Consider the following 15765-nt stretch of genomic DNA (forward strand, 5'->3'; position numbering starts at 1 on the left):
AACCTGCTAAGTGGACGATGCCCTCCACTTGCGCGGAAGTGAGAGAAATGCCTGATCAGCCTTCTCATAAGACTCCTGCCGGGGAGCGTGGGTTGCGTGCTGACGCTCGCGACAACCGCGACCGCATCCTGCGGGCGGCCCGCGAGGCGTACTGCGCGCACGGCATCGACGTGCCCCTCACGGCGATCGCCAGACGGGCGGGAGTGGGGGTCGCCACCCTCTACCGCCGCTTCCCCACCCGGGCCGCCCTGGTGAGTGAGGCGTTCGCGGAGCAGCTCACCGTGTGCGCCGCCGTGCTCGACGACGCGCTCGCCGACCCCGACGCATGGCGCGGCTTCCGCTCGATGGTCGAGAAGGTGTGCGCCATGCAGGCCGCCGACCGCGGCTTCACCGCCGCCTTCCTGGCCAGATTTCCCGGCGACCCCGCCTTCGAGCGCGCCCGCGAGAGCGCCGAGGCAAGGCTGACGGAACTGGTACGGCGCGCCAAGGCCACCGGCCGCCTCCGCCCCGACTTCGAGATCGTCGACCTCATGCTGCTCTTCCGCGCCATCGCCGGCCTCGTCGACGAGTCCCCGGCGCTCACCTTGGCGTCCTCCCGCCGCCTGGTCGCCTACCTCCTCCAGGCGTTCGAGAGCGGACGGCACGCCCCGCTGCCGCCTCCCGCCCCGCTGGACCTTCGCCGGATCGCGCTGCCCGCGGCTCTGTCGGAGCACGTTCGGGAGGCCGCGCCCGTGCACCTCGAACCGCTCGATGGGTGATTCGCCGGTCAGGAATCCCGGCGCGGTGATCCGGGCCACCGTCTCTCAGTGGGAGGCCGGGACTTCGAGCGCGTCCGCCGCCGAGTGATCCTCCCAGAACATGGTGACAACGCGCCCGGTGTCACGGCGTGCGAACACCGGCCCGCGAAAGCGCCAGATCCTCGCGATCGCGTTTCGACGTCTCATCGATGAGTACTTGAGAGGCCTCGTCGCTTGTTCTTCTCACTTGGTCGCGTCGGGGTTGTGGGGGCGACTACGATCCGTCCAGCAGTGCATTGATTGGCATTTATAGGCAGTTTTGGCATCCAATTCCCCGGGCGGTGGCGGCGCGCGAGGTGTTGAACCGGGTCAACCGGAGGCCCTGCCGGGAATAGCGGGACCGGTCCGCGATGGATGGCCTGCGAACCTGGTCAGGGCGGCCCGTGGAACAGGTTCCTGGTGGCCGGCGATCGCACGCGAGCCGAATGTGGGGGGAATGGCCGGCCGGTTGACATCCGGTCGGCCGCTGTGTCGGATGCGTCGATTCGGACTGCCTGTTCGTATCCGTGCGATGGCCGGGCGGCCTGGCCGCCGGCCATGGAGAGGAGACTGTCATGACGGCGAAGCCGGGCGAGAACCGCGAGACGCGGGACGACCTCGTGGAGGTGCCGCTCTCCGACGAGGAGCTGGACACCGTCAACGGTGCCTGGGAAGGCCAGGTCGGGGAGTCCGGCCAGGACACCCTGCTGCGCATCGAGCACCGCATGCGTAACGTGATCAATAGTTACATCTGATCGATTCCTTCTTCTCTGGTTCGATGAACCTCTTTCGACCGGAACGGGTGCGATACGTCGCACGCGTTCCGGTCGGCGGCATGACGTGAAGAGGGTCGTTTTCCGCTGCGCATCGCCTTTCACCCCAGCACACCCTTTAGAGGGAAACCGTTGATTCAATTCCGTGGCGAGGCGGTGGCGGCCGCCCAGGCGTCCGATGTCCTCGATCAGCCGGTACGCCTGACCGGCCCGCGTACCTGGCTCGTCCTGGCCGCGGTGGCGGCCGTCGCCCTCGTCGGGGTCCTCTGGGCGTTCGCCGGCAGCGTTCAGATGCCGGTGGAGGCCAGGGGGCTCTTGACGGTCCCTCGGGGCAGCTTTCCCATTCAGGCGATCAGCGGTGGTCAGATCTCCGACGTCTTCGTGCGGCCGGGCGATGCGGTGCGGCCGGGCGGCCGGATCGCCGCCGTCCGCGACGGCGGCTCCACGACCGAGGTCACCGCGCCCACACGAGGTCAGGTCTTCGCGGTGCCCATCCGACACGGGCAGGTCGTGCGCCGTGGGGAGACGCTCGCCGTGGCCGAGTACGCGGGAGCGCCGGACGACCGGCTGGTGGCGGTGCTCTTCGTGCCCGTCGCGCAGGCGGCGGCCGTACGCGGCGGCCAGCGGGTGGACCTGACGATGGAGCCGCCCGCCGGCTCGTACGGCATGCTGCGGGGCCGCGTCACGGACGTCGACCCCACCATGTGGACCAAGGACGACATCGCGGCGTTCGTGGGCGACGACGACCTGGCCGGACTCGCCGGCCCCGGCGGACCTGTCCAGCGGGTGATGGTGGAACTGCCCCGATCCGCCACCGCCGAGTCCCGGCTGCGATCGCGTACCGCGGTCACCGGGGCGATCCACCAGCCCGCCCGGCGGCCGATCGACTGGATCCTGCCGTGAAGTCATTCGCCGACGGCTTGGGCCGTCTCCGACGAAGCCGGGACGGGAAGACCGCCGGTGCGACGCCCCACCGCCCGGTGCGGACTCCGACGATATTGCAGATGCAACCCGTGGAGTGCGGCGCGGCCTCGCTCGCCATGGTGCTCTCCCACTTCGGCAGGCACGCCGAGCCGCAGGAACTCCGGGTGCGATGCGGGGTCTCACGGAACGGGGCCACGGCCGGTCAGTTGCTGCGGGCCGCCCGGACCTTCGGCCTGGTGGCATCGGGCAAGAAGATGAGCCCGGCGGCGCTCGCCCGGCTTCAGCCGCCCGCCATCCTGTTCTGGGAGTTCAACCACTACGTGGTCTGGGAAGGGTCCGGGCGCCGCCGGGGCAGGCCCGTCGTGTATCTGAACGACCCCGCTCGGGGGCGCCGGGTGCTGACCGCGCAGGAGTTCAGCGACGGCTTCACCGGCGTCGTGCTCACCCTGACCCCCGGGCCCGGCTTCCGGCCCGGCGGTCACCGGTCCTCGCTCTGGCGGGACGTGCGAGACCGGCTCGGGGGCGTCCGCCCCGCCCTGGCCGCGGCGCTGCTGGCGAGCCTGCTGCTGGCGGCCTTCGCCATCGTCGTCCCGGCTCTCACCCGGGGGTTCGCCGACACCATCCTGACGGCCGGCGGCGCGCCTCCGCTCGTGTCGTTCTTCACCCTCATGGCCGGAACGATCCTGCTGACGGCATCGCTGGTGCAGATCTCGCAGACCCAGTTGCTCCAGGCGGAGATGCACGTCTCGATCGGGCACAGTGCCCGCTTCATGCGACATCTGCTCCGCCTGCCCATCGGCTTCTTCGACCACCGCGCCCCTGCCGATCTCGCCGAGCGGCTGGCGGCCCACCACCGGATCGCCGCGGCGCTCACCCGCACCGTCTCGCCTGTCATCACCGGTGTGGTCACGGCCTGCCTGTACGCCGTCCTGCTGTGGATCTACGATCCGCTGCTCGCGCTGGCCGGGATCTCGGTGGCGTCGCTCAACCTCGTCCTGGTACGGGCGGTGCTGCGGCTACGGCGCGCCGCCGTGGCCCGGCAACTGGTGGAACGGGCGAAACTGCACTCCATCGCGTTCAGCGGCCTCCAGCTCATCGAGACCATGAAGGCCAGCGGCGGTGAGAGCGGCTACTTCCGCCGGTGGGGCGACCAGCAGGCCGCCCTGCTGACCGAGCAGCAGCGCGTGTCCGTTCCGGTCGCCGGGCTGTCGGCCCTGGGGCTGTTCCTGGCCACCCTGTCCGCGGCCGCGGTTTTGTTGCTCGGCGGCCTGCGGTCCATCGAAGGGCAGCTCGCGATGGGGGCGCTCGTCGCGGCCCAGCTGCTGGTCGCGGGTCTGCAGCGGCCGGTCGGCGAGCTGGCCGGCCTGGTGCCGACGTTGCAGGACACGGCCGGCGACCTGGTTCGGATCCGGGACGTCGAGACGGCCGAGCAGGACGCCGTGTTCGGCCGGGCCTCCGCCGGCACCACCCACCGCCTGGTGGGTCATCTGCGCTTCGAGGCGGTGATGTTCGGCTACGACCGCATGTCGCCACCGCAACTGCGCGAACTGTCGTTCGAGGTGCATCCTGGGGAACAGATCGCGTTGGTGGGCGGCTCGGGCAGCGGAAAATCGACGGTCAGCAGGCTCATAGCGGGCTTCGGCGAGCCTTGGGAAGGCCGGATCACGCTTGACGGCCTGCCCCGCGAGGAGGTGGGCCGAGACGAGCTCGCCGCGTCGGTCGCGTTCGTGGATCAGGAGATCTACCTGTTCCAGGGGACCGTACGCGACAACGTCACGCTGTGGGACCCGTCGATCCCGGACGAGGACGTCTTCGCCGCCCTGCGGGACGCACGGCTAGACGAGGTCATCGCGGCCAGGCCGGGCGGCATCCACGGCGTCGTCGAACAGGACGGGCGCAACTTCTCCGGCGGGCAGCGGCAGCGCCTGGAGCTGGCGAGGGCGCTGGTCCGGGCGCCCGGCCTGCTGATCCTCGACGAGGCGACCAGCGCCCTCGACGCGGAGACGGAGGCGGAGATCATCACGAGGCTCCGCCGCCGGGGGTGTGCCTGCGTGCTGGTCGCCCACCGGCTCAGCACGGTCCGCGACAGTGACGAGATCCTGGTCCTCGACCAAGGAAGGGTCGTCGAACGCGGCACGCACCACGATCTCCTTCGTCTCGGGGCCGTCTACGCCCGCCTGATCCGGGAGAGCTGATCGTGGACGGTGAGCCGAGCCGCAGGACCCGGCAGCTGCGGGTGAGCCCGCCGCCGCCCGGTCCGCACGGCCGGGACGGGCTGCTGGCCGAGTTCGGGGAGGAACTGGGGGTCGGTGAGGCCCGGCACGTCATGCTGGGCGGCGAGCACAGTGTGTGGGTGATCGAGGGAGCGCCGGCGGACCTGTTCGCCGTCGATCCCGTCGAGCGCGGCGCGTGGCATTTCGTCGGCCGGGTGACGGCGGACACGGTGATCCCCGGCTCCGCCCGCCGGACGCGGCACGCGCTGGTGCTGCGCACGGAGCCGGGCTGCCGGGTACGGCAGGTGCCGCTGTGGCCGCTCGGGCAGGCGCGTAACCAGGAGTCGCTGCGCGAGCGGCACGAGGCGCTGAGCCGTGCGCTGGATCATGGGATCACGCTGCTGCACGACTGCGTCCGGCAGGCTTTCCCCGGCGATGATCCAGCGGCCTTCGGCGGGGTGCGGGAGGTTCACCTGCCGGCGGGCGACGTCGGAGTCCTCGGCGACGGGGTGGCCTGGGCGGTGATCGACTCAGGCCGGGTCATGCCAACGGGGATCGGCGGGCACGCGGAACGGGTGGCCGGAGAGGTGATCGCCCTGACCAAGGGGGATCGGATCGCCGCGGTCGCCGACGCGGACCTGGTCCTGCGGCGGACCGGAGAGCTGGTGGCGAAGGGGATGGTGTGGGAGATCCTGATCCGGCACCACACCGACGCGATGGTCGCCCTGGACCGATGGATCGACGACAAACGCCGGGTCGACGGCGATCGTCTCCAGGCCGGGCGTCAGGCCAGCGAGGGGGCGATGCGGCAGGCCGTGTCGGTGCTCGCGGACGCCGCGCGGGCGTCGCACGCGCGACCTCCTGCCGGCGGTGACGGCGGTGTCGGTGTCGGGGGTGTCGGGGGTGTCGCCGCATCGGCCGGAGACGTCGACGCCGCCCTGGCTGTGTGCCGTCTGGTCTGCCGGGCCGTGGGCATCACGGATGTACGGCTCCCGCACGGCCCCGCGGACGGCCGGGTGGACGCCGTGACCAGGATCGCCACGGCCTCGCGCGTCCGGACCCGGCCGGTTCGTCTGGCCGGGGCATGGTGGCTGAACGAGGCCGGCCCCCTGCTCGCCCATCGGGCGGGCGACCGGACTCCGGTCGCCCTGCTCTGGCGGCGCGGTGGCTACGACATCGTGGATCCGGACGGCACGCGCCGGCGGGCCACGGAGACGACGGCGCGGGACCTGAGCCCCGAAGCCGTGATGTTCTACCGGTCCCTGCCGCCCGAGCGCGTCGGCGGGCTGCGACTGCTGGGCTTCGGCCTGCGCGGCGCCGGGGCCGACCTGGCCCGCCTGCTGATCACCGGGCTGGCGGCCTTCGGGCTGGGCCTGGGCGTTCCCATCCTGAGCGGGCGGATCATCGGCGAGTACGTTCCGGCGGCCCGCACCGATCTCCTGGTGCAGGCATGCCTGGCGCTGGTCATGGCCGGTGTCGTGATGACCGCTTTCGCCGTGGTGAACGCGGTGGCCGTGGTGCGGCTCGAAGGACGGCTGGACGCCACGATCCAGGCGGCGGTGTGGGATCGGCTGCTCCGCCTGCCGATGACCTTCTTCCGGCGCTACTCCACAGGCGAACTCGCGAACGCGGCACTCGGGATCAACGCCATTCGCGCGCAGTTGACCGGCATCGCGACAGTCGTCTTGAACGCCGTCCTGCTCGGGGTGGTCAACCTGGCTCTCCTCATCGCCTACAGCCCTTCGCTGGGGCTGCTGGCGGTGTCGGTCGTGCTGGTCCACGGCACCGCCTTCGCGTACATCGCGGTACGGCGGCTGCGGTGGCAGCGCGAGCTGGTCGAGGTGGAGTATCGGCTTTCCGACCAGGTGTTCCACACCCTGCGAGGGCTGCCCAAGCTACGTGTCGCGGGCGCGGAGACGTACGCCTACGCGCGGTGGGCGTTCACCTTCGCCGAAAGCCGCGCGCTGTACCGCAGATTACAGCGCGGCCAGTCGGCCATCACGCTGATCAACACGGTGACGGTGCCCATCGGCACGTTCCTGCTGTTCCTGCTGCTCGCCGGACCGGCCATGGGGACTCTGTCGCTGTCCGGCTTCGTCACGTTCCTCATGGCGTTCACCACGCTGCTCGCGGCGGCGACGCAGCTGGTGACCGCTGTGTCGTCGGTCGGCCAGGTGGTTCCGATGTTCGAGAAGGTCCGGCCCCTGCTGACCGAACCGCCCGAGGTCGCCGAGGCGAGCGTCGCACCGGAGACGCTCACCGGCGACATCGAACTCTCCGGTGTCTCCCTGCGCTACGCGGACGACGGGCCGCTCGTGCTCGACGACATCTCCTTGAAGATCGGCGCCGGTGAGTTCGTCGCCATCGTCGGCCCCACCGGCTGCGGCAAGTCGAGCGTGCTGCGGCTGCTCATCGGCTTCGAGCGGCCGACCACGGGCACCGTGCGCTATGACGGAGCCGATCTCGGCCGGCTCGACCTGCTGGAGGTCCGGCGGCAGTGCGGAGTCGTCCTGCAGCACGCTCAGCCCTTCGCGGGCACCGTCTTCAGCAACATCTGCGGCGCGGAGCCGTACACGATGGATGAGGCATGGGCCGCCGCACGCGCGGCCGGGCTCGCCCAGGACATCGAACGCATGCCCATGGGCATGCGCACGCCGGTCGCCGACGGAGCCCCGGGGCTGTCCGGCGGTCAGCGGCAGCGGTTGATGATCGCCCGGGCCCTGATCCGCCAGCCCAAGATCCTCTTTTTCGACGAGGCCACCAGCGCGCTCGACAACGAGGCCCAGGCGGTCGTCACGGAAAGCACCGGCCGTCTCCGGGCCACCCGCGTGGTCGTCGCCCATCGCCTGTCCACCGTCATCCGGGCCGACCGGGTCATCGTCATGTCCGGCGGCCGGATCGTCCAGTCCGGTACCCCGGCGGAACTCATGGCACAGCGGGACGGGCTGTTCTACCGCCTCGCCCGCTCCCAGGCGGTGTGATCCCCGCTTCGTGCGCGGCAGGGGACTGGGAGGATGTAGGCGTGACGGAGTTGGGGAAGCTGGTGCTGGCCGGGGCGCCGATCGGGCAGGTGGGGGATGTCGGGCCGCGGCTCGCCGATGCGCTGGCCGGGGCCGACGTGGTGGCGGCGGAGGATACGCGGCGGCTGCGGCGGTTGGCGGCGGACCTCGGGGTGACGATCGGGGGGCGGGTGGTGTCGTACTACGACGCCAACGAGGCCGAGCGGGCGAAGGAGCTGGTCGGGGTGCTGCGCGAGGGGGCCACCGTGCTGGTGATCACCGATGCGGGGATGCCGGGCGTGTCCGACCCCGGGTTCCGGCTCACCCGGCTGGCCGTGGAGGCGGGGGTGACGGTCACCGCGCTGCCCGGCCCGTCGGCCGTGACGACCGCGCTGGCCGTGTCCGGGCTGCCCAGCGACCGCTTCTGCTTCGAGGGGTTCCCGCCGCGCAAGCCGGGCGAGCGGGCGCGCAGGCTGGCCGCCCTGGCGGGCGAGGAGCGCACGATGGTCTTCTTCGAGGCCCCGCACCGGCTCGCCGCGACCCTCGCCGCGATGGCCGAGGCGTTCGGGCCGGGCCGCAGGGCCGCCGTGTGCCGCGAGCTGACCAAGACCTACGAGGAGATTCGCCGCGACGGCCTCGCCGTGCTGGCCGCCTGGGCGGAGCCGGGCGTGAAGGGCGAGATCACCATCGTGGTCGCCGGGCACGAGCCCGACACGGGGCCGCCCGACCTCGCCGCGCTGGCCGCCGAGGTCGAGCGCCTGGCGGCGGCGGGCATGTCGCGCAAGCAGGCGGTGGCCGACGTCGCGAAGGCGGCGGGAGTGCCCAAACGGGAGTTGTACGACGTCGTTCATCGTGCTTGACGGATCATCCCCGCATAGGGTGCGTTCCGTGCCAGTTGCCGACATCTCTCCCAGACGCCTGATACCGCCGATGCCCGGCAGTCCGCTGTGGGGCTGGCTGGGACCGCTGGGCGTCACCCTGTTCGGGGCGATCCTGCGCTTCACCGATCTGGGCCGCCCGCACGCGGTCATGTTCGACGAGACCTACTACGCCAAGGGCGGGTGGGCGCTGGTCAACTTCGGTGTCGAGCGCAAGACGCTCGGCAGCAACCAGGACCCGATCGCCGACCGCGCGATCCTCAAGGGCGACCTGAACATCTGGGAGCGGTGCACACCCCCGGAGGCGTCGCCCTGCCCCGACTACGTAGCGCACCCGCCGCTGGGCAAGTGGATGATCGGCGCGGGCGAGTGGCTGTTCGGGATGAACCCGTTCGGCTGGCGGTTCGTCGCGGCGCTGGTGGGTGTGCTGTCCATCCTGATCCTGGCCCGCGTGGCGCGGCGGATGACCCGCTCCACCGTGCTGGGCTGCCTGGCCGGTCTGCTGCTGGCGCTCGACGGCCTGCACTTCGTGCTCAGCCGCAGCGCGCTGCTCGACGTCTTCCTGATGTTCTGGGTGCTGGCCGGGTTCGCCTGCCTGGTCGCCGATCGTGAGGCGGCCAGAGCCAGACTCGTCGCCTGGTACGAGTCGTCGCCGCTGAGCGCGGAAGGGCCCCGGCTGGGCGGGCGTCCGTGGCGGCTGGCGGCGGGCGTGTGCCTGGGCGCGGCCTGCGCGGTGAAATGGTCCGCGATCTTCTTCCTGATCGCCTTCGCCGTCATGTCGCTGCTGTGGGACGCCGGGGCCCGGCGCGCGGTGGGGGTGCGCAGGCCGTACGTGGGGGCGCTGCGCCGTGACCTGCCCGGCGTCTTCCCTGCCATGGCGCTGATCCCGGCGGGGGTCTACCTGGTGTCGTGGACCGGGTGGTTCGTCTCCTCGCTCGGCTACGGCCGCAACTGGGAGCAGGCCACCTCGCAGGGGCCGTACTACTTCGTCTTCGACTCCGTCCGCTCCCTGATCGAGTACCACCGCCAGGTCCTCGGCTTCCACACCGGCCTGCAGACCGGCCACGACTACATGTCGGAGCCGTGGGAGTGGCCGCTGCTGCTGCGCCCGGTGGCGTTCTTCTACAAGGGGTCGAGCAAGGCGTGTGGGGCCGACTCGTGCTCCCAGGCCATCCACGGCGTCGGCACGCAGGTCATCTGGTACGGCGCGCTGGCCGCCCTGGTGGGCCTGATCGCCTGGTACGTGGCCACGCGGGACTGGCGGGCCGGGGCCGTGCTGATCGCCTACGCCGCGGGCTGGCTGCCGTGGTTCTACTACGCCCTCGCCGACAACCGGACCATGTACCTCTTCTACATGGCCCCGCTGATCCCGTTCATGGTGCTCGCCCTGGTGCTCGTGGCGGGGCTGATCCTCGGCCCCGCCGACGCCACCGCGCGCCGGCGGGCGGTCGGCGCGGCGGCCGTCGGCGCGTTCGCCCTGCTGGCGCTGGCCAACTTCGCCTGGCTGCACCCGGTGCTGGTCGGCGACCTGCTCACTTATCAGGAGTGGCGGTCTCGGATGATGCTGCCTTCGTGGATCGGCCGGTAGAGCCAGTAGAGCCAGTAGAGCCCGTGGCACCGGGTGAGTGGGTCAGCGCCCGGCGCAGCGGGGCCGGGACGCGCACGCCGTGGCGCAGCGTGATGCCCGCCGCCAGGCAGGCCAGCGGTACGGCGGGCAGCACGTAGCGGTAGTCGAACTCGGCCGTCGCGGCGGGCGCGAGGATCAGCCCGAGCGCGGCGAGCCACGGCAGCAGCACGGGGCCGCCGAGCTTGCGCCAGCGCAGCGCCACGCCGTACAGGCCGATCAGCAGCAGCCCGCCGAGCACGATGCCCGGCAGGTGGACGGCCCGCTGGTAGCCCTGCATGAAGTCGGCCCACGGCGCGACGATCTGGGTGGCGGCCGAGCCGCGCTCGTAGATCTCGGCGTCGGAGTCGGACTTGCCCCGGTAGAGGTCCCACGAGGGCAGCGGTTTCTCCACGCGCGGGAACTCGTACTGCAGGTAGGTGCTGGCGTCGGGGAACACCGGGCGGTCCCAGCGGAAGGCGCGGAAGAAGTCGCGCGCCACCACCGCCAGGTAGTCGCCGGGCTGGGACATGATCGCCCGTGTCGCGAACCGGCTGGCGTTCTCGTTCATCTCCACGCTGAACTTGGTGCCGGCCGGGAAGATGTGGAACTTCTGCCCCTGCTGGTTCCACCACAGGAAGCCCTGGCCGGAGATGCCGCGCTTCTCCTTCGGCACGACGATGCACAGCAGCGCGAGGTCGAGATCGCGCTTGTCGACGCCCATCTTGTGGCAGTCGGCGAACAGTGCGGTGCGCATGTAGAGGATGGGACCGTCGCTGCTGGTCATCGCGAACGTGCCGTAGGTGCTGGCGAACCAGCCCATGTAGCCGAGCACCGGCACCGCGCAGGCGGTGATCATGGCCGCGATCGGCCGCCAGCCGACCCGCTTGATCAGCAGGTAGACCACGACCAGGGCCAGGATGGCCAGCCCGATGCTGCGGGTGAGCGCGGTGAAGGCGCACAGCAGGCCGACGGCCGCCCCGATGCGCCAGGACATCCGCCGGTGCCACAGCACCAGCGTGATCACCCCGACCACCAGCAGGATGAACAGCGCGTCCGACATGATCAGGTGCTCTAGCTGGATCTGGTACGCGTCGAAGAGCACCGGCACGGCGGCGAGGGTCGCCCCCCAGCCCGGCAGGCCGAACTTGCGGCTCAGCAGCAGGTACACCAGGACGGCGGTGGCCAGCCCCATCAGGTGCTGGGTGAACACCACCAGGCTGAAGCTGTGCAGCGGCTCCATGGCCAGCAGGTAGAAGCCGTAGCCGTTCGGCCGGATGGGATGCGGCCGGTAGGGGTGCAGCGCGACCGAGACGTATTCGTAAGAGTCGTTGAACCACAGCGCCGGGCGGTAGCCGAGCATGGTGATCAGCCGCAGCAGGCCGCCGAGCGCGAACGCACCGGCGAACCACCGATGACGTCGCAGTATGGCGAGCGGACGCATGCCCCTGCCTACCGCGGGCATCTTCAACCGCGGCTTGTTCACAACGCTCACCATGAGTTAAAGGATGCCAGCCGTTTGGCGGTCTTGACCCGGACACGGCCGGTCAGAGGGCATCATAGTGAAATTGCACGTGCCGCGAACGAAGGGTTGAGACGTGGAACTGACCGTGGTCATGCCCTGCCTGAACGAGGCGGAGACCGTGGAGACCTGCGTGCGCAAGGCACTGGCCTGCATGCGTGAGCATGACATCGACGGCGAGGTGGTGATCGCCGACAACGGCAGCACCGACGGATCACAGCAGATCGCCAGAGACGCGGGCGCGCGTGTCGTGCACGTCGAGGAGAAGGGCTACGGCAACGCCCTCATCGGCGGCATCCGATCCGCCCGCGGCCGGTACGTGATCATGGGCGACGCCGACGACTCCTACGACTTCACCGACCTGAACCCTTTCGTGGAGCAGCTCCGCGAGGGCGCCGACCTGGTGATGGGCAACCGGTTCAAGGGCGGCATCGCCCCCGGCGCCATGCCCCCGCTGCACCGCTACCTGGGCAACCCGGTGCTCTCCTTCATCGGCAGGCTGTTCTTCCCTTCGGCGGTCGGTGACTTCCACTGCGGGCTGCGCGGCTTCCGCCGCGACTCCATCCTCCGCCTGGGGCTGCAGACCGGCGGCATGGAGTTCGCCAGCGAGATGGTCGTCAAGTCCACCCTGCAGGGCCTCGATGTGCGCGAGGTCCCGACCACCCTGTCCCCGGACGGCCGGTCCCGGCCGCCGCACCTGCGGTCCTGGCGCGACGGGTGGCGCCACCTGCGCTTCCTGCTCCTTTACAGCCCCCGCTGGCTGTTCTTCATCCCCGGCCTGGTGATGATGGTCCTCGGCGTGGTCGCGGGCACCGCGCTGACCTTCGGCCCGGTGCGCATCGGCGAGCTGGCCTTCGACGTCGACACTCTGGTCGGCGCCTCCGCCATGGTGGTGATCGGCTTCCAGGCGGTGCTGTTCGCGCTGTTCACCAAGGTCTTCGCGGCCGAGGAGGGCTTCCTGCCGGAAGACCGGCGGATCAAGCGGCTGGTAGACGTGATCACGCTGGAACGCGGCCTGGTGGTCGGCGGGCTGCTGGCCCTGGCGGGTCTGGCGGGCCTGGTCGCCTCGCTGGTCCACTGGCAGGTCAGGGGCTTCAGCGAGCTGAACCCGCGCGAGTCGCTGCGCCTGGTCGTGCCGTCGGCCACCGCGCTCATCATGAGCTTCCAGACGATCTTCGCCGCCCTGTTCATCAGCATTCTCGGCATTCGCCGCACCAAGGAGACCCCCACCGACGTCGCCGCCTCCGCCGCGGAGGAGGCCGCCGAACAGGTCACCAGGGAGGCCCTGGCCGAGGAATCCAAGGAAACCACCTCCACCAAGGCGTAAACCGGTTCGGGAGCGGCCCGCGAGGGCTCTAGGCTTGGAAGCATGTCCCAGTCCCAGCACATATTGACGGCCGTCGCCTGGCCGTACGCGAACGGGCCCCGCCATATCGGGCACGTATCGGGCTTCGGCGTGCCCTCCGACGTATTCAGCCGCTACCAGCGGATGGCGGGCAACAAGGTGCTGATGGTCAGCGGGACCGACGAGCACGGCACGCCCATCCAGGTGCAGGCCGACAAGGAGGGGCTGACCGCCCGCGAACTGGCCGACCGCTACAACCGGGTGATCGCCGAAGACCTCACCGCGCTGGGGTTGTCCTACGACCTCTTCACGCGCACGACCACGCTCAACCACTACGCGGTCGTCCAGGAGGTCTTCAAGGGCCTCTACGACAACGGCTACATCTTCCCCCGCACCACGCTGGGGGCGATCTCGCCGTCCACCGGCCGCACCCTGCCCGACCGCTACATCGAGGGCACGTGCCCGATCTGCGGCTACGACGGCGCGCGCGGCGACCAGTGCGACAACTGCGGCAACCAGCTCGATCCGGTCGATCTGATCAACCCCAAGTCGCGCATCAACGGCGAGACCCCGAAGTTCGTCGAGACCGAGCACTTCATGCTCGACCTCCCGGCCTTCTCCGAGGTCCTGGGCACCTACCTTTCGGCGAAGCAGGGCGAGTGGCGCCCCAACGTGCTGAAGTTCGCGCTCAACCTGCTCGGCGACCTCCAGCCCCGGGCGATCAGCCGCGACCTCGACTGGGGTGTGCCCATCCCGCTCGACGGCTGGCGCGACCGCAACGACAAGCGCCTCTACGTGTGGTTCGACGCGGTGATCGGCTACCTGTCGGCCTCCATCGAGTGGGCGCGCCGCTCGGGCGACCCCGAGGCGTGGCGGCAGTGGTGGCAGAACCCCGACGCCCGTGGCTACTACTTCATGGGCAAGGACAACATCGTCTTCCACGCCGAGATCTGGCCCGCGATGCTGCTCGGCTACAACGGCCAGGGCGCCCGCGACGGCAAGCCCGGCGCGCTCGGCGCCCTCGACCTCCCCTCCGAGGTCGTCTCCAGCGAGTTCCTGACCATGGAGGGGCGCAAGTTCTCCTCCTCGCGCCAGGTCGTGATCTACGTCCGCGACTTCCTGGCCCGCTACGACGCCGACGCGCTGCGCTACTACATCGCGGTGGCCGGGCCCGAGTCCCAGGACACCGACTTCACCTGGAACGACTTCGTCAACCGGAACAACGGCGAGTTGGTCGCGGCCTGGGGAAACCTGGTCAACCGGTCGATCTCGATGGCCTCCAAGAACTTCGGCGTGATCCCGGCCGCCGGTGACCTCACCGACGCCGACCGGGCGCTGCTGGCCCGCTCCCGGGCCGCCTTCGCCCCGGTGGGCGAGGAACTCGGCCGGTCCCGGTTCAAGAACGCCGCGACGCAGGCGCTCGACGTCGTGCGCGACGCGAACCGCTACCTGGCCGAGCAGGAGCCCTGGAAGCTCAAGGGCGACCCCGAGCGGCAGAAGTCCATCCTGCACACCGCGCTCCAGGTGGTCGACGACGTCAAAACGATGCTGACGCCGTTCCTGCCCACCTCCTCCAACAAGATCCACGCCATGCTCGGCGGCGAGGGCGTCTGGTCGGGCATGCCGGAGATCCACGACGTGAGCGAAGAGGGCGGGCGCGACTACCCGATCATCACCGGCGACTACACCGGCGCGGCCCGCTGGGAGCACCGGCCGATCGCCGCCGGCGTCCCGCTGGCCCCGCCGACGCCGCTGTTCCCGAAACTCGACCCGAAGGTCGTGGATGAGGAGCTGGCCCGGATGGGCGGGTGAGCGTGCCGTGACGCGCGGCCGTTCGCAGCCTCCGCCTCCTCCCCTGGAGGCGGAGGTCTTCGACAGCCACTGCCACCTCGACGTGATGGTCGGCGAGCGGGCCGCCGCCAACGAAGACCCGCTGGCCCAGGCCGCGCAGGCCGACCGGCGCACGGTGGAGGCGATCGTCTCGCGGTCCCGCGAGGCGGGCGTGACCCGGCTGGTCACCGTCGGCTACGACCTGGCGTCCTCGCGGTGGTGCGCCGAGGCCGCCGCCGCGCACGCCGACGTCTACGCGGCGGTCGCCGTGCACCCCAACGCGGCGCATGAGGCGACCCCCGAGGTGCTGGCCGCCATCGAGGAACTGGCCGGGCTGCCCGAGGTGCGGGCGGTCGGCGAGACCGGGCTCGACTACTACCGCGACTGGGCGGAGAAGGGCGATCAGCAGGCGTCGTTCCGGGCGCATGTCGAGATCGCCAAACGCACCGGCAAGGCGCTGGTCATCCACGACCGCGAGGCCCACGACGACGTGCTTCGGGTGCTCGCCGAGGAGGGCCCGCCCGAGGTCGTGGTGTTCCACAGCTTCTCCGGCGACGCCGACCTCGCCAAGGCGTGCGCCGAGGCCGGCTACTTCATGTCCTTCTCCGGCCCGCTGACCTACAAGAACGCCGGGGGGCTGCGCGAGGCCGCCGCCGTGGCCCCCGCCGAGCTGCTGCTGGTCGAGACCGACGCGCCCTACCTGCCGCCGGTCCCGCACCGGGGCAGGCCCAACGCGCCCGCGCTGCTGCCGCTCACCGTGCGCTGCCTGGCCGAGGTCAAGTCGCTCCCGGTCGAGCGCCTCGCCGCCCACGTCAACGCGAACGGCGAGGCCGCCTTCGGCCCCTGGTAGGGCCCGCGAGGCCCCGGCGAGGCCCCGGCGAGGTCGCTCGACAGGTCGCTAG

The 15765-nt window shown here is 70.9% G+C and carries 11 protein-coding genes; 10 read left to right on the top strand and 1 reads right to left on the bottom strand.

Features of this window, described 5'->3' with window-relative positions; all coding sequences use genetic code 11:
• Positions 1–92 precede the first annotated feature (92 nt).
• The 7 genes from P3X83_RS34345 to P3X83_RS34375 all read left to right on the top strand — a co-directional run bounded on the left by P3X83_RS34345 (position 93) and on the right by P3X83_RS34375 (position 10151).
• The gene (locus P3X83_RS34345) at positions 93–758 is read left to right on the top strand and encodes a TetR/AcrR family transcriptional regulator (protein WP_277309496.1); all 666 of its coding nucleotides are present in this window, start codon (positions 93–95) and stop codon (positions 756–758) included.
• 593 nt (positions 759–1351) lie between these two features.
• Complete coding sequence (locus tag P3X83_RS34350) at positions 1352–1531, top strand: hypothetical protein (protein WP_277309497.1); 180 nt, start codon at positions 1352–1354, stop codon at positions 1529–1531.
• A gap of 150 nt (positions 1532–1681) precedes the next feature.
• On the top strand, positions 1682–2452 hold the full coding sequence (locus tag P3X83_RS34355; protein WP_277309498.1) for an HlyD family efflux transporter periplasmic adaptor subunit: 771 nt from the start codon (positions 1682–1684) through the stop codon (positions 2450–2452).
• A gap of 77 nt (positions 2453–2529) precedes the next feature.
• Complete coding sequence (locus P3X83_RS34360) at positions 2530–4668, top strand: NHLP family bacteriocin export ABC transporter peptidase/permease/ATPase subunit (RefSeq protein ID WP_277309499.1); 2139 nt, start codon at positions 2530–2532, stop codon at positions 4666–4668.
• Between the two features lie 2 nt (positions 4669–4670).
• Positions 4671–7667 (top strand): NHLP bacteriocin export ABC transporter permease/ATPase subunit, encoded by a 2997-nt coding sequence (locus tag P3X83_RS34365; RefSeq protein ID WP_277309500.1) that lies wholly within the window; start codon positions 4671–4673, stop codon positions 7665–7667.
• A 41-nt stretch (positions 7668–7708) separates the two neighbouring features.
• Positions 7709–8545 carry a 16S rRNA (cytidine(1402)-2'-O)-methyltransferase gene (gene rsmI / locus P3X83_RS34370; RefSeq protein ID WP_277309501.1) on the top strand — a complete coding sequence of 279 codons (837 nt, stop codon included), beginning with the start codon at positions 7709–7711 and terminating at the stop codon, positions 8543–8545.
• Positions 8546–8615: 70 nt separating this feature from the next.
• A complete protein-coding gene (locus P3X83_RS34375; protein ID WP_277309502.1) occupies positions 8616–10151 on the top strand; it encodes a phospholipid carrier-dependent glycosyltransferase in 1536 nt (511 codons plus the stop codon).
• Here the strand turns inward: P3X83_RS34375 and P3X83_RS34380 are convergent.
• Positions 10096–11664, bottom strand: a complete 1569-nt coding sequence (locus P3X83_RS34380; RefSeq protein ID WP_277309503.1) for a hypothetical protein — start codon at positions 11662–11664, stop codon at positions 10096–10098. The two genes, P3X83_RS34375 and P3X83_RS34380, sit on opposite strands and share 56 nt — an antisense overlap.
• 100 nt (positions 11665–11764) lie before the next feature.
• Here P3X83_RS34380 and P3X83_RS34385 point away from each other — a divergent pair, with 100 nt between their 5' ends.
• From P3X83_RS34385 to P3X83_RS34395, 3 genes are read left to right on the top strand one after another with little or no spacing between them, the layout of a single operon-like run.
• Positions 11765–13015 (top strand): glycosyltransferase, encoded by a 1251-nt coding sequence (locus P3X83_RS34385; protein WP_277309504.1) that lies wholly within the window; start codon positions 11765–11767, stop codon positions 13013–13015.
• A gap of 42 nt (positions 13016–13057) precedes the next feature.
• Positions 13058–14845 carry a methionine--tRNA ligase gene (gene metG, locus P3X83_RS34390; protein ID WP_277309505.1) on the top strand — a complete coding sequence of 596 codons (1788 nt, stop codon included), beginning with the start codon at positions 13058–13060 and terminating at the stop codon, positions 14843–14845.
• Positions 14817–15713 carry a TatD family hydrolase gene (locus P3X83_RS34395; RefSeq protein WP_277309506.1) on the top strand — a complete coding sequence of 299 codons (897 nt, stop codon included), beginning with the start codon at positions 14817–14819 and terminating at the stop codon, positions 15711–15713. The genes metG and P3X83_RS34395 overlap by 29 nt, the downstream gene beginning before the upstream one ends.
• The last annotated feature ends 52 nt before the right edge of the window (positions 15714–15765 follow it).

Origin of the sequence: Spongiactinospora sp. TRM90649 (assembly GCF_029382225.1) — a bacterium.
GTDB lineage: Bacteria > Actinomycetota > Actinomycetes > Streptosporangiales > Streptosporangiaceae > Spongiactinospora.

What these genes read in the sequence shown, in the direction of transcription:
- P3X83_RS34350 (WP_277309497.1), top strand. Translation starts at nt 1,352, where the DNA reads ATGACGGCGAAGCCGGGCGAGAACCGCGAGACGCGGGACGACCTCGTG.
- P3X83_RS34375 (WP_277309502.1), top strand. Translation starts at nt 8,616, where the DNA reads ATGCCCGGCAGTCCGCTGTGGGGCTGGCTGGGACCGCTGGGCGTCACC.
- P3X83_RS34380 (WP_277309503.1), bottom strand. Translation starts at nt 11,664, where the DNA reads ATGGTGAGCGTTGTGAACAAGCCGCGGTTGAAGATGCCCGCGGTAGGC.
- metG (WP_277309505.1), top strand. Translation starts at nt 13,058, where the DNA reads ATGTCCCAGTCCCAGCACATATTGACGGCCGTCGCCTGGCCGTACGCG.
- P3X83_RS34395 (WP_277309506.1), top strand. Translation starts at nt 14,817, where the DNA reads ATGAGGAGCTGGCCCGGATGGGCGGGTGAGCGTGCCGTGACGCGCGGC.